The following is a 14,401-nucleotide window of genomic DNA, read 5'->3' on the forward strand; positions in this document are numbered from 1 at the left end:
CCTCCTTGTACGACTCCGTGAACTCCCCCGAGCCATGGAGAAAGGGGACAGAAGACCGCCCACCGGCAGATGAACCGGTTCGGAACGATCATTCAGCGCCCAGAGCCAGACCGGATGACAGTCGTGACCTGCTGTGGACCTTATGTGTCACAGAGTGATGCCAACAAGCACCCCACGTGAGCAACTTGTCACTAACCGTCGAGGCAGAAATGCAGGTTTTTGCCAATCATTGTCAATTCATTGACGATTTCGGGCAGCTGTTGACATCGTTGCCTCCGTGCGTGGGGCAACCGGGGGAGAAGTGCCAGTGGGTGGATCCGGCCGTCCCGAGGGGGAGTCGCTGCCGTTGCTGATCGCGGTGAGCGCCGATCCGGAGCAACGGATGCGCCTGGCCGAGCTGCTCGACGGCGTCGGCCCGCTGCTGATGGTCTCCGGTCTGGACGAACTCCGCCGCCTCCTTGACGAGGGAAAGCCCAGCCCGCCGGCCGTGATCGAGCCCGAGCCCGAACCGGACGGCCTCAAGGTCGACGCGGATCGCCTGGTCGCGAGCTGGAGCGATCGCGAGGTACCGCTCACCATGCTCGAACGCGACCTGCTGACGCACTTGCTCACCGAACCCCTCCAGGTCTGGACCTACGAGGCGTTGCACCAAGCGGTCTGGGGCACGGGCCACCTACGCAGTACGGCGGACGTGCACTCCCTGGTCAAACGCCTGCGCCGCAAACTCGCCGACCTCGGCAACGCCGTCACCATCGACGCCGTCCGCGGCATCGGCTTCCGCCTGACCGACCACCAGAACCCGGTACGCCGTACAGGCTGAACCGGGTGCCGGTGGTTCTAGACCAGGTCAGGCTTGGCCGCGGCGGACGGCGAGGATGTGGGCGGGTTCGCCGTTGGGGTCGAGTTTGACGTAGTTCTGGCGGCCCCAGCGCCAGGTCGCGCCGGTGATCTCGTCGTGCACGGTGAAGGTGTCCTCGGGGCGCATGCCGAGTGCGGCCATGTCGAGATTGACCAGGCTTTCGCGAACGGTGTGCGGGTCGGTGTTGACGACCACGATGACGATGTCGCTGTGACCGTCCGGCCCGGTGGTGCGCTTCGACCAGCAGCTGATCGCCTCGTCGTCCACCTGGTGCAGGGTCAGGTTGCGCAACTCCTGCAGGGCCGGGTGGCGACGGCGGATGTCGTTCAGCTTGGTGATGTACGGCGCGAGCGAGCGCCCCTCGGCCTCGGCTGCCGCAAAGTCGCGCGGGCGGAGCTGGAACTTCTCGGTGTCGAGGTATTCCTCCGAGCCGGGCCGCAACGCGACGTGCTCGAACAACTCGAACCCGGCGTACACGCCCCAGCTAGGAGACGAGGTGGCCGCGATGGCCGCGCGGATCTTGAAGGCGCCCGGGCCGCCGTACTGCAGGTAAGCGGTGAGGATGTCCGGGGTGTTGACGAAGAAGTTGGGCCGCAGGAAATGGCCGGTCTCCTTGGTCATCTCCTCCAGGTATTCCTCGAGCTCCCACTTCTCGTTGCGCCAGGTGAAGTAGGTGTACGACTGGTGGAACCCGACCTTCGCGAGCTCGCGCATCATCGGCCGGCGCGTGAACGCCTCGGACAGGAACAGCACGTCCGGGTCGGTCTTGCGCACCTCGCCGAGCAGCCACTCCCAGAAGTTGACCGGCTTGGTGTGCGGGTTGTCGACGCGGAAAACCGTCACGCCATGCGCGATCCACAGCTTCACGACCCGCAGCACCTCGGCGTAGATGCCCTCGGGATCGTTGTCGAAGTTGATCGGGTAGATGTCCTGGTACTTCTTCGGCGGGTTCTCGGCGTACGCGATGGAGCCGTCGGCCCGGACGCTGAACCACTTCGGGTGTTCCTCCACCCACGGGTGGTCCGGCGAGGCCTGCAGGGCAAGGTCGATCGCGACCTCCAGGCCGACCTCGCGGGCCCTGCTGACGAACGCGTCGAAGTCCTCGAACGTGCCGAGCTCGGGGTGGATCGCGTCGTGCCCGCCCTCGGACGAACCGATCGCCCACGGCGAACCCGGGTCACCCGGCTTCGGGTCGAGCGTGTTGTTCGGGCCCTTGCGGAACGACTTCCCGATCGGGTGGATCGGCGGCAGGTAAAGGATGTCGAAGTTCATCGCGGCCACCGCGTCGAGGCGCTGCGCGGCGGTCTCGAACGTGCCGGAGATCCAGCGCCCGGCCCCCTCGTCGTACCGCGCGCCCTCCGAGCGCGGGAAGAACTCGTACCACGAGCCGTACAGCGCGCGCTTGCGGTCGACCCAGATCGGGTACGCCGCGGAGGCCGTGATCAGCTCGCGGACGGGATACCGGCTGAGCGCGCCGACGACCTGCGGCGACGTACCGGCGGCCAGGCGAGCCTCGGGCGGAAGGGCCGGGTTCGCGACGGCCTGCGCGGCATCGCTCAGCGTGGCCCGGTCGACTCGGACCGCGGGCGGCACCCCGGCCGCGGCGCGATCGAAGAACGCCGCGCCCTCGGCGAAGACCAGGTCGACGTCGATGCCCGCGGGGATCTTGATCTCGGCCGCGTGCCGCCAGGTGCCGTACGGATCGCTCCAGCCCTCGACCGCGAACGTCCACGGGCCGGGCTCGGCGAGCACCACTTCGACCTGCCAGTCGTCGGTGCCCTGGCCGAGCGGGACCATCAGCATTCGCCGGGTCTGCCCGCTCGGTGAGGTGAGTACGACGTTCGCGTTGACGGAATCGTGTCCCTCCCGGAACACGGTCGCCCCTACGGTGAAGGTTTCGCCGACCGCCGCCTTGGCGGGATAAGCCCCGTTGTCGACGGTCGGGCTGACGTCGGTGATCGGGATGCGGCCTGTCATCGATTGTCCGGCGTGAAACCCCGTCCGTCAGGGCGGGGAGGAAGCGCCGGTCCCTCCATTCAGGTTTTGTCGGGGGTGTCGGTTAGGTTTGTGGTGCTGGTCCGCGAGAACCAAGCGGCCAGTACAAGCACCATAGTTGGACCTTGCGGTGACTGCGGCCAGACGGGCCGTGGCAGCGCGGTGAGCCTTCTTGCGCAGTGGGCACGGCTACGATCCGCGAACCTCATCTCGCTACCTTCGGGTGGTGGGTTGGAATCCCCCGCCTTCAGGTGGGTGGAGGACGTCAAGGCGAGAGTTGACCTTCGCTTCTTCCGGGTAGATGTAATGACCAGGTGTAACGCTATCGGTTCCCGTACCCACTGAGGCGCAGAACTGTCCCGTAAAAGAGGTGGCTTGATCGATGCCACCTCTTTTACGGGATGCCAGGTCAAGCACTGCAAGATTTTGCTTGTGTTGCAAAATAGATGCATCCCACCTGTGTGCCAGCGCGGGGAGGGCTAGTACGGTGTCCCGGTGCGAGCGATACGACGATTCTCCGTCCGCCCAGTCCTGCCCGAGCCGTTGACCGGTCTCGGCACACTGGTCAACAACCTGCGATGGGCCTGGCACCCGGATACCCAGGACGTTTTCGAGGCGGTGGACGCCCAGCTGTGGCGGGCCACCGGCGGCGATCCGGTCCGCCTCCTCGGCGAGGTCTCGGCCGCCCGGCTGGAGCAACTGGCCGGTGACGGTGCGTTCCTGCGCCGGCTCGAGCTGGCCGTTGCCGACCTCAACGAGTACGTCGGTGGGCAGCGCTGGTTCCAGACCGAGGCGGGCAGCGCCGTCAGCGCGGTGGCCTACTTCTCCCCGGAGTTCGGCATCACGCACGTGCTGCCGCAGTACTCCGGCGGTCTCGGCATCCTGGCCGGCGACCACCTCAAGGCCGCGAGCGACCTCGGCGTACCGCTGATCGGGGTCGGCCTGCTCTACCGGCACGGCTACTTCGTTCAGTCGCTGAACCGCGAGGGCTGGCAGCAGGAGCGTTACCCGTTGGTGGATCCCGATGATCTGCCGATCAGCCAGCTGCGTGACGGCGACGAGCCCGCCACGATCAGCGTGACCCTGCCGGGCGGCCGCAAACTCGGCGCGCAGATCTGGGTCGCCCAGGTCGGCCGGGTGCCGTTGCTGATGCTCGACTCCGACATCGAGGACAACGAGTCCGCCGAGCGTGAGGTGACCGACCGGCTGTACGGCGGTACCACCGAGCACCGCCTGCTGCAGGAGCTGCTGCTCGGCGTCGGTGGCGTCCGCGCCGTCCGCGAGTACTGCCGGATCAACGGCACGCCCGCGCCCGAGGTCTTCCACACCAACGAGGGCCACGCCGGCTTCCTCGGCATCGAGCGCATCCGCGAGCTGTCGGTCGACGAGGGTCTCGACTTCGACACCGCGCTGGAGGTGGCCCGGGCCGGCACGGTCTTCACCACCCACACGCCCGTTCCCGCCGGTATCGACCGGTTCCCGCAGGAGCTCATCCAGCAGCACTTCTCGCCGGACGCCTTCGGCGAGGGCGTTCCGGTGGACCGGATCCTCGCGCTCGGTTGCGAGGACTTCGAGGGCGGCGACCCGTCCGTCTTCAACATGGCCGTGATGGGCCTTCGCCTCGCGCAGCGCGCCAACGGCGTCTCCCAGCTGCACGGTGTGGTCAGCCGCGGCATGTTCGCCGGGCTGTGGCCGAGCTTCGACCCGGTCGACGTACCGATCAGCTCGATCACCAACGGCGTGCACGCGCCGACCTGGGTGGCGCGCGAGATCTCGGAGCTGACCCACGCGGCCGCCTCCGAGGGCGATAGCGAGACCATGTTCGACGCGCTCGACCAGGTCTCGGACGACCAGCTCTGGGACACCAAGCGGATCCTGCGCCAGCGCTTCATCGACGACACCCGGTCCCGCGTCCGCGCGTCCTGGGTGAACCGTGGCGCCAGCGAGGCCGAGCTCGGCTGGGTGGACGAGATCCTCGACCCGGACGTGCTGACGATGGGATTCGCCCGCCGCGTTCCGTCGTACAAGCGCCTCACCCTGATGCTGCGCGACCCCGCGCGGTTGAAGGCGATGCTGCTGCACCCGGAGCGGCCGATCCAGATCGTCATCGCCGGTAAGGCTCACCCCGCCGACGAGGGTGGCAAGAAGCTGATCCAGGAGATGGTGCGTTTCGCCGACGACCCCGAGGTCCGGCACCGCATCGTGTTCGTGCCGGACTACGACATCGCGCTGGCCCAGCCGATGTACCCGGGTTGCGACGTCTGGCTGAACAACCCGCTCCGTCCCTACGAGGCGTGCGGCACGTCCGGGATGAAGGCCGCCCTCAACGGCGCCCTCAACCTGTCGATCCGCGACGGCTGGTGGGACGAGTGGTACGACGACGAGTTCGGCTGGGCGATCCCGTCCGCCGAGGGTGTCGACGACGTTGACCGCCGGGACGACCTCGAGGCCAAGGCGCTGTACGACCTGATCGAGAAGCAGGTCGCGCCGCGCTTCTACGACGGCAAGACGCCCGCCCGCTGGATCGAGATGCTCCGGCACACCATCAAGGAGCTCGGCCCGAAGGTGCTCGCCACCCGAATGGTCCGCGACTACGTCCAGAAGCTGTACGTGCCGGCCGCCGAGGCCTCGCACAAACTCAACGAGACGTACGACGGTGCGCGCGACCTGGCTGTCTGGAAGGCGAAGGTGCGCGCTGCCTGGCCCGAGGTCCGCGTCGACCACGTGGAGCTGCAGGGTCTTGGTGACGTGCCTCAGCTGGGTACGACGGTGGGCGTGCGCGCCTTCGTCACCCTGCCGGCCGGCTTGAACCCGACGGACCTCGACGTCCAGGCCCTCCACGGCCGGGTGGATTCGTCCGACGAGATCACGGACGCCGTCGCGGTATCGCTCCACCTCGCGGAGTCCTACGACGACAACCGCCACCGGTTCGAGGGCGACCTCAAACTGGACCGCACGGGGGCCTTCGGCTACACCGTCCGGGCGCTTCCCACCCACCCGCTCCTGGCGACGTCAGCCGAACTCGGCCTGGCGACCGCCCCTTCCACCCCCGACGTTCCTGCCGGGACTGAGTTCTAACTACCTGTAAGCGACAACGCCCTCCCTGAGCTTTGGGAGGGCGTTGTTGTTTGTCAGGAGCGGAGCCATTTGGCGGTGCCGCCGACGGCCGTCATGCCTACTCCGACCATGACGAGGACGACCGAGAGCAAGAGCATCCCGGCCCCTGGGTCGCTGTCCTCGGCCACGAATGCCAGCATCGCTCCGCCGCCGAGGCCGAGGATGGCGGTGCCGGCCGACAACAGGACATCGGTCCAGCCACCGCTGGTACGACGGATTCTGACGGTGTGCGCAGCCTGCTCGACGTAACTTGCCGATACCGAGTCCGAGCCGGAACGATGGGCGACCCGTTCTGCCTCCTCGTACAGCTCTAGCGCGTGCTCGCGCAGAATCTGGCGAGCCTTCGCATCGGAGGCAGGTGGCCAGCTCTTCTGCCGGGCCACTCCACCATCCGTCACGCCCGGCCCTCTCCAGGTCGGAAGATGTTCGTCCGGGGCCGCTTCTGCAGCACGATCTCCGCCCAGGCCGCGTCAGCGGTACGCATGGCGCGAACGTCGGTCTGCGTGGGCCGATGTCGCTGACTCCGCAGCAGGCCGGTGACCACCGATGCGAGCAACACCGAGAGCACCAGGATCAGGCCGATTCCTGGCGCCGCTGCATAACCGGCACTGTCCGACCCGGGCACAGGGAACGGCTCTGGATCAGTTCCGCCGCCTGGTCCCGACGAGATGATGAGGTCCACTGCCAGCCAGGTCGATACAACGACCAGCACCAAGGTCACGAGTCCAAGGCCGAGCACTGCCTTGCGCCGGCGCCGTTCATGCGTCGCCATCTCCGCGAGGAGCCTCTCGGCACTCACCTCGCGCTCTGGTCGCGGCTCCTCCGGACTCGACATGCCCCCAATCGTATCCACGCCACGGTCCCCTAAGCCTCTGCCGCCGTCCGGGTTTGCGCCCGCCAGGTCCACGCGGTGAGCGTTTCGCCGCGACTCGACGCGGCGGGACGCGGTGCACCCCGGCGCGGCAGCGAACCGGCACCACCTGATGCGGCAGCGAACCGGCCGCCTAACCCGGTCAGACTCCACCCGGCCGAAAAGTCCTTACCGGGCAGGCGTTTAGCGTTGATTCGTCCGAATCCGCCCGCCCACGCCCGCGACCAATCGACCCGCCGCGTAAGGGGGCGAGCGGATGCAGACGAATCAACGCAAGAGTGGGGGCAGGCGGATCAACGCAAGAGTGGGGGCAGGCGGATCAACGCAAGAGCGGATACGGGCGAATCAGCGGAGGGAGGAAGGCGTTCGGAGAGGTGTGGGGCGGTGGTGGCCGGTGGGGGAGAGTGTCTGGATGGTGGCGGTGGGCCGGAGGGGTGGGACGTAAAGGGCCGTAAGAGTGGCGTCGGCGTCGGCGGTGTCGGCGGTGTCGGCGGCTAGGAGAAGGGTGGCGAGGGTGTCGGTGGGGGTTAGGTCTTCGGGGAGGTCGGCGGACATTTCGCCCCAGATGTCCCAGAGGAGGAGTTCGTCGCGCATGCGGTGGGCTAGTTCCAGGTAGACGTAGTCGCGGATGAACCAGGGGCCCTTGAGGTCGTCGGTCGCGCCGTACAGGTCGGGGTCGATCAGGCCCTTGCGGTAGTCGGTCCACACCTGGGCAGCACTGAGCATTACGCCAGGCGGCAGGTCCAACGGGTCGAACGACCAGTCGCCGGCAGGGTCCAGTTGGGTGTCGGCCCAGACCCAGCGGGAGCCGTTCCAGTATTCGGTGACTACGTGGTCGTGGTTGAAGTCCGGCGCGAAGTACGTGGCGAAGCCGATTCGGCTCCGGGCCGGGATGCCCTTGTGGCGAAGGGCGGAGACCGTCAGCAGGGTGTAGTCGCGGCAGCAGCCGACCACTCGGTCGAAAGACTCGCGCGGCACCGCCAGCTCACAACCATTGCGGTTCTGGTCGACGGTGAGCAGGGTGTCGATCCAGCGGTTGTCGATCTCCGCGAGGCGGTCGCCGGTGAACTCGATACCGCCGCCGCGATAGTGGATCAGCGTGTTGCGTACGACTTCGCCGATCCCCGGCAGGTCCGACGGCAAGGCGTCGATCAGGCCGACGTACGGGCCAGGGTCGCTGTAGACGGACTGGCGGGCGTAGTCATCCAGCGTAGGCATGGTTGCTCCTAGCAACTAGCGGGAAACAGGTTGGGCGATGTGCACGCTCGGCTGGTCGGTGGGACCGGCCATGAAAGCGGGCAGGTAGATCTCGCGTACGGAGCCGGCGCGGGGGAGTGCGGAGTCGGCGATCCACACCTCGAGCAGGTCGTAGGCGAACATGATGCGCGGGAAGAAACACTCGTCCCGGCTGATCGTGCAAAAGGCTTCGGTATGCGCCGGTTCGACCCGCAGCGCGATCGGCCCACGCGGGTCCGCCGTACCCTCAAATGGCACGCAGATCTCGATCTCGCCCGCGCTGTCCGGCGTCACGTACCCGTGGTAAATCACCCAGCTCTCGCCAGTCATCGCAACACCGGCGGCGGCAAGGTGCTCACAGATGTACGTCGTATTGCCGACGATCTCGCCAACCAACCCAGGCTGATCGGTCGACGTACGGATCGACGCGATCTTGGTATCCGGCACGTCCCGAGTACTCACCGGCCGCGCCGGAAAATCCCCACCGGTCCGGGTGAACCGGGCCCGGATCCACTCGAGCGCACTCTTCCGCGCAGCGACTTCGGCCTGCTGCTCGTGCCACCAACGGTCCAACTGGTGCGCAGCCTCTTCGTCGGTCCCACGCAGTACGTCGGTGACGGTGGCGAGCGGCATCCCCAGCTGCCGCAGCACGCTGATCCGCCGGGCGCGTTCGAGCTGCGACGGCGAGTACAGGCGATACCCGTTCGACGGATCGACTGACGCCGGCGGCAGCAGGCCGGATTCGTCGTACAGCCGAAGGGCCTTTTGCGACAACCCCGCCCGGCGCCCGAACTCCCCGATCGTCAGTGCATCCATGCCAGGAAGTCTGGCCCCTACCCCAAGGTCAAGGTCAAAGAACCCGAGGCAAGGTCAACCATCACTTTGCATTCATTCGTCGGAATCCGCCCTCTGGCCACAGCGGACCGGTGCGGGTTGGCAGTCGGGTGAGGGCGGATTCCGACGAATGAATGCAAAGTGGGAAGGGCCCGCGCCTTTGGTCAGAGGGGACCGATGATGGGCGACACGCCGTGTCACAAGGGCCCGATGATCGGAAGGGGAGGTTAGAGGGCGGCGAGTAGGACTAGGCAGCGGGGTTCCAGGTTGACGGTTGCGCCGGCTTCGACTTCGGTGATGCCGGAGCGGCTGGTGTCGAGGACGACCTCGTACGCCGGGGCCCAAGAAGCATCCGGTACGACGACTCGGCGGGTTTCGGGCGTGGCGTTGAGAGCGAGCAGGAACGAGTGGTCGGTCAAGCGGTTGCCCTCGCCGTCCGTGCCGCGCAGCGCGTCGCCGGCCAGGAACATGCCGAGCGTGCGAAGCGACGGGTCGTGCCAGTCGGCCTCGGTCATCTCGCCACCATGCGGCGCGATCCACGACAAGTCCTTGCGACCGCCCTCGACCACCGGGCGGCCCTTGAAGTAGTGCCATTGCCGCAACGCCGGGTGCTTCCCTCGAAGCGCCAGCACATTCCGGGTCAGCTCGAACTGTCCACGCCACTCGCGAGACGTCGGCAGGGTCCAGTCGAACCAGGAGATCTCGTTGTCCTGGCAGTACGGGTTGTTGTTGCCGCCTTGGGTCCGCCCGCACTCGTCGCCGGCGGTGATCATCGGGACGCCGGTGGACAGCAATAGCGTGGACATCAGGTTGGCCGCCTGCCGACGACGCAACGCGTTCACCGCAGGGTCATTGGTCTCGCCCTCGACACCGCAGTTCCAGGAGCGGTTGTCGTCGGTGCCGTCGCGGTTGCCTTCGCGGTTGGCCTCGTTGTGCTTGCGGTCATAGCTGACGAGATCCCGCAGGGTGAAGCCGTCGTGCGCGGTGATGAAGTTGATCGACGCATACGGATGGCGGCCGTCGTCGCCGTACAGGTCGCTGGAGCCGGAGAGGCGGTAGGCGAGGTCCTGCACGGTGTGCGAGTGGCCGCGCCAGATGTCGCGAACGGCGTCGCGGTACTTGCCGTTCCACTCCGACCACGGGGTGCCGAAGTTGCCGAGTTGGTAGCCGAAATGGCCTACGTCCCACGGCTCGGAGATGAGTTTGACCTTGCGCAGCACCGGATCGGCCGCGATCTCGGTGAGAAAAGGGTGTTCGAGGTCCACCTCGTGCCGCTCGTTGCGGATCAGCGTCACCGCCAGGTCGAGGCGGAACCCGTCCACGCCCATCTCGGTCACCCAATAACGCAGCGAGTCGAGGATGAGGCGGCGGACCTGTGGGTGCGAGGTGTCGACGGAGTTGCCCGTGCCGGTCACGTCGTACATCGCGCCGCTGTTGCCGAGGCGGTAGTACACCCGGTTGTCGATACCGCGCAGGCTCAGCGTCGGGCCGTCGAAACCGCCCTCGGCCGTGTGGTTGAACACTACGTCGAGAATGACCTCGAGCCCGGCCTCGTGGTACGCCGCGACCATCGCCTTGAACTCCGCCACCTGGCCGCCGTCCGACCTGGCCGCGGCGTACGGCGCATGGGGCGCGAAGAAGCCGAGGGTGTTGTAGCCCCAGTAGTTCGGCAGGCCGCGGGCGGCGATCCCCGGCTCGGTGACCGAGTGGTGGATCGGCAGCAACTCGATCGAGGTGACGCCGAGGTCCTTGAGATAGCCGATCACCGACGGATGCGCGAGCCCGGCATATGTCCCGCGCAGCGCCGGAGGCACGTCAGGATGGGTCATCGTGAAGCCGCGCGCGTGCAACTCGTAGATGACGGTCTCGCCCCAGCGCACCGGGCGGCTGATCGGCGGCGGCGGATCGCTCGACTCGACCACCACGCCGACCGGCACGTGGCCGGCCGAGTCGCCGTCGGAGGAGTCGTAGATCAGCGGGCTGGCGAAATCGAGGGAGCCGTCGATGGCCCGGGCATACGGATCGAGCAGCAGTTTGGCCGGGTTGTAGCGCAGGCCGTGGGTCGGCTCGAACGGGCCGTGCACGCGATAGCCGTAGCGCTGGCCGTGGCCGACATCGGGCACGTCGGCCGACCAGTACTCCCCGATGTGCTGCAGGTCGAGATTGCGGTGGTTGCCGCCGTCGTCGAGCAGGGTCAGTTCGACGCGCTCGGCGTCGGGTGCCCACAGCGTGAAGGTGGTACCTCCCGGGTGCACGACGGCACCAGGAGTCGTCGAACCGAGGGCGGTCGGGGCGGCGGTGGCTTCGGTCACCGGCACATTCTGCCCGTCACCACCGACAGGCCAAGGGGACGAGGGTCACATCACCCCTCTTTGTCACGTCAAACCTAGGTAAAACCGCGCAAATAGCTGAACCGGTGTCCATGAGATAGCCATTGCGAGCACTAGCGCGCAGTGATAGAAACGAATGAACTGTAACTAACTGTCCGCGGAATACGCCTTCCATGTTCATGCTTTACGGCAAGGAGACAGTTGATGCGCACCCCCAAGTTCCTCATCACTCTCACCACCCTCCTCGCCGTACTCACGGCATGCGGCGGTGAGGGCGGTTCCGGTGCCGGTGACGTGAAGGTCCCGGACGACCCGGCCCAGGTCAAAGGCGACATCACGTACGCCATCTGGGACGTGAACCAGCAGCCCGCCATGCAGGAGGTCGTGAAGGCCTTCAACCAGACCTATCCGGGCGTGAAGGTCTCGATCTCGCTGGCCACCTTCGACCAGTACTTCACCAAGCTGAAGACGCAGGCCTCCAGCGACAACCTGCCCGACGTGTTCTGGATGAACGGCCCGAACTTCCAGCTCTTCGCGGCGAACAAGCAGCTCGCGCCGGTCGCCAACCTCGCCGACGCCAAGAACTACCCGCAGGCGCTCAACGACCTCTACTCGCTCGACGGCACCCAGTTCGGCGTTCCGAAGGACTTCGACACGATCGCCCTTTGGTACAACAAGAAGCTCTTCGCGGACGCCGGCGTGGCCGCGCCGACGGCCGAGTGGACCTGGGACGACTACAAGTCCACCGCGGCCAAGCTGAAGACGGCGCTCGGGCCCAAGGGCATCTTCGCCACTGGTGACGAATTGGGGAACCAGGGCAACTGGTACCCGGCGATCCTCAGCAATGGCGGCCACATCATCAAGGACGGCAAGTCCGGGTTCGGCGATGCCAAGACGGTCGAGGCGCTGCAGTTCTGGTCGGACATGGTCAAGCAGGGCTACACCCCGAGTGCGGCCCAGGGCGCCGACATCCGCGGGCGCGACCGGTTCTTCGCCGGCAAGGCCGCGATGATGTGGAACGGCAACTGGCTCGTCTCGGCCGCGCTCAAGTCGCCGGTCAAGGACGATCTGGCCATCCTGCCGTTGCCCAAGGCCCCTAGTGGTGACCGCAAGACCGTCATCCACGGCATCGGCAACGTGATGAGCGCCAAGACGAAGAGCCCGGAGGCGGCGGCCGCGTTCCTCTCGTTCCTCGGTGGCAAGGAGGCCGCTCTGATCCAGGCGAAGGCGGGCGCCGCCAACCCGGCGTACAACGGGACTCAGACCGACTTCGTGAAGTCCGCGCCGTACGCGTTGCAGACGTTCATCGACGCGGCCGCGCAGTACTCCGAGCCGTATCCGGTCAGCAAGGACACCGCCGTCTGGAACAAGCTCGAGACCGACCTGATCCTCCCGGCCCTCGGTGGCGACAAGCCGATGTCCGAGGTCGGCGCGGAGGTCGCCGCCAAAATGGACGAGGCACTGGGCAAGGAGAAGTGAAGTCCGACGGCCGCTGGCCCTGGCTTTTTGTCGGGCCGACGTTCGCCGGGGTGCTCGTCTTCTACCTGTGGCCGTTGGGTAAGACGCTGTACGACAGTTTCACCGAGATCGGGCCGTTCGGCGGCAGCACCTGGGTCGGCGCTGAGAACTACAGCCGGCTCGTCGCCGACGGCGAGGTCTATCGGGCGATCCTCAACACCGTCGTCTACACCGCGATCGTGCTGCTCGGCATCCCGTTGGCGGTGGTCTTCGCGAGCCTGATGAACCGCCCGGGCCTGCGCTTCGCGATGGTCTACCGCACCCTGTTCTTCCTGCCGTACGTCGCGATGCCGACGGCCATCTCGCTGGTCTGGCGGATCATCTACAACGGCGACTACGGCGTACTCAACCAGGCCCTCGGGGTGATCGGGATCGACGGCCCGACGTGGATCTCGACCGAGTGGTTCGCGTTGGTCGCGGTCGGCCTGGTCGGGTTGTGGATGTCGATCGGGTTCAACCTGATCGTGCTGTCGGCCGGGCTCAAGGGCATCCCCTCCGAGCTGTACGAGGCGGCCGCGCTCGACGGCGCCGGCCGGTTGCAGCAGTTCCGGGCGATCACCGTGCCGTTGCTGACGCCGTCGATCTTCTTCCTCTCGGTCATCACCACGATCGCCGGCTTCCAGCTGTTCGACATGTTGTTCGCGCTGCTCGGCCCGACGAACCCGGTGATGCCGAAGACCCAGTCACTGGTCTTCCTCTTCTACAACGCCGCCTTCGATAACAACGAGCGCGGGTACGGCGCTGCCGTCGCCGTCCTGATCCTGCTGGTGGTCGGGCTGCTGACGTTGTTCCAGTTCCGCTTCCAGCGCCGGTGGGTGAGTTATGACTAAAGGCAGCAATCGCTGGGCGCACGTCGTGCTCATCGTCGGCAGTCTGGTGATGATGTTCCCGTTCATCTGGCAGCTCAAGCTCTCGATCTCGACCCAGGCCGAGGCGACCGCCGTACCGCCCGACCTCGTGCCCGGCGGCATCGAATGGCGGAACTTCGTCGAGGTCTTCGAGCGGCTGCCGTTCCTCGACCAGTTCTGGGTCTCGGTGGCGGTCACCTCGGCCCGGACCATCGGCCAGTTGGTGCTCTGCTCGATGGCCGGCTACGCCTTCGCGCGGATGCGGTTCCGGCTCAAAGGCGTACTGCTTGCGTTGATCCTGTCGATCCTGATGGTGCCGTCTCAGGTCTACCTGATCCCGCAGTACCAGCTGATCCAGAAGCTGGGCTGGCTGGACACGATCCAGGGCATCGTTGCCCCCGGCATCTTCAGCGCGTTCGGCACCTTCCTGATGATGCAGTTCTTCCGGTCGATCCCGGTCGAGCTGGAGGAGGCCGCCCGGCTCGACGGCTGCAACCCGTGGCAGACGTTCTGGCGAGTAGTGCTGCCGGTCGCCAAACCCGGCCTGATCTCACTGGCCATCATCACCACGCTCACCTCATGGGGTGATCTGCTCTGGCCGCTGGTCGTCAGCTCGTCACCCGAGCGGATGCCGCTGGCGGTGGGACTCGCCACGCTGAGTGGGTACCAGGGCAGTATCTCGGTGGGCGTCATGATGGCGGCGGCCCTGATGGCGATGGCGCCGATCCTGGTGCTGTTCGTCGTACTGCAGCGCCGGGTGGTCGAAGGCATCGCGTTCTCCGGACTCAAGTAA

General features: G+C 66.7%; 11 protein-coding genes. 5 read left to right on the top strand and 6 right to left on the bottom strand.

Translation table 11 applies throughout. The annotated features are described in order from the left end of the window. The first annotated feature begins 307 nt into the window (after positions 1 to 307). The gene (locus OG394_RS38615) at positions 308 to 820 is read left to right on the top strand and encodes a winged helix-turn-helix domain-containing protein (protein ID WP_328992302.1); all 513 of its coding nucleotides are present in this window, start codon (positions 308 to 310) and stop codon (positions 818 to 820) included. A 27-nt stretch (positions 821 to 847) separates the two neighbouring features. On the opposite strand, the gene OG394_RS38620 is transcribed toward OG394_RS38615, so the two are convergent. Continuing rightward, complete coding sequence (locus OG394_RS38620; RefSeq protein WP_328992303.1) at positions 848 to 2,836, bottom strand: alpha-1,4-glucan--maltose-1-phosphate maltosyltransferase; 1,989 nt, start codon at positions 2,834 to 2,836, stop codon at positions 848 to 850. 513 nt (positions 2,837 to 3,349) lie between these two features. Here OG394_RS38620 and glgP point away from each other — a divergent pair. Next, on the top strand, positions 3,350 to 5,932 hold the full coding sequence (gene glgP / locus OG394_RS38625) for an alpha-glucan family phosphorylase (RefSeq protein WP_328992304.1): 2,583 nt from the start codon (positions 3,350 to 3,352) through the stop codon (positions 5,930 to 5,932). A gap of 53 nt (positions 5,933 to 5,985) precedes the next feature. Here glgP and OG394_RS38630 read toward each other — a convergent pair whose 3' ends face one another. From OG394_RS38630 to glgX, 5 genes are all read right to left on the bottom strand, one after another. After that, positions 5,986 to 6,369, bottom strand: a complete 384-nt coding sequence (locus OG394_RS38630; RefSeq protein ID WP_328992305.1) for a hypothetical protein — start codon at positions 6,367 to 6,369, stop codon at positions 5,986 to 5,988. Next, positions 6,366 to 6,806 carry a hypothetical protein gene (locus OG394_RS38635; protein ID WP_328992306.1) on the bottom strand — a complete coding sequence of 147 codons (441 nt, stop codon included), beginning with the start codon at positions 6,804 to 6,806 and terminating at the stop codon, positions 6,366 to 6,368. The genes OG394_RS38630 and OG394_RS38635 overlap by 4 nt, the downstream gene beginning before the upstream one ends. A 381-nt stretch (positions 6,807 to 7,187) precedes the next feature. Then, positions 7,188 to 8,060, bottom strand: a complete 873-nt coding sequence (locus OG394_RS38640) for a transglutaminase-like domain-containing protein (protein WP_328992307.1) — start codon at positions 8,058 to 8,060, stop codon at positions 7,188 to 7,190. Positions 8,061 to 8,075: 15 nt separating this feature from the next. Beyond that, positions 8,076 to 8,894 carry a MerR family transcriptional regulator gene (locus OG394_RS38645; protein ID WP_328992308.1) on the bottom strand — a complete coding sequence of 273 codons (819 nt, stop codon included), beginning with the start codon at positions 8,892 to 8,894 and terminating at the stop codon, positions 8,076 to 8,078. A gap of 245 nt (positions 8,895 to 9,139) precedes the next feature. After that, positions 9,140 to 11,230, bottom strand: a complete 2,091-nt coding sequence (gene glgX / locus OG394_RS38650; RefSeq protein ID WP_328992309.1) for a glycogen debranching protein GlgX — start codon at positions 11,228 to 11,230, stop codon at positions 9,140 to 9,142. A gap of 216 nt (positions 11,231 to 11,446) precedes the next feature. Here glgX and OG394_RS38655 point away from each other — a divergent pair, with 216 nt between their 5' ends. The 3 genes from OG394_RS38655 to OG394_RS38665 are packed head-to-tail and all read left to right on the top strand — an operon-like array spanning position 11,447 to position 14,401. Continuing rightward, positions 11,447 to 12,721 (top strand): ABC transporter substrate-binding protein, encoded by a 1,275-nt coding sequence (locus OG394_RS38655; RefSeq protein WP_328992310.1) that lies wholly within the window; start codon positions 11,447 to 11,449, stop codon positions 12,719 to 12,721. Beyond that, entirely contained in the window at positions 12,718 to 13,590 is an 873-nt protein-coding gene (locus OG394_RS38660) for a carbohydrate ABC transporter permease (protein WP_328992311.1), read from the top strand. The genes OG394_RS38655 and OG394_RS38660 overlap by 4 nt, the downstream gene beginning before the upstream one ends. Next, positions 13,583 to 14,401, top strand: coding sequence for a carbohydrate ABC transporter permease (locus tag OG394_RS38665; protein ID WP_328992312.1), 819 nt, complete (start codon positions 13,583 to 13,585; stop codon positions 14,399 to 14,401). Before OG394_RS38660 ends, OG394_RS38665 begins: the two co-directional genes overlap by 8 nt.

This window comes from Kribbella sp. NBC_01245, assembly GCF_036226525.1.
Classification (GTDB): domain Bacteria; phylum Actinomycetota; class Actinomycetes; order Propionibacteriales; family Kribbellaceae; genus Kribbella.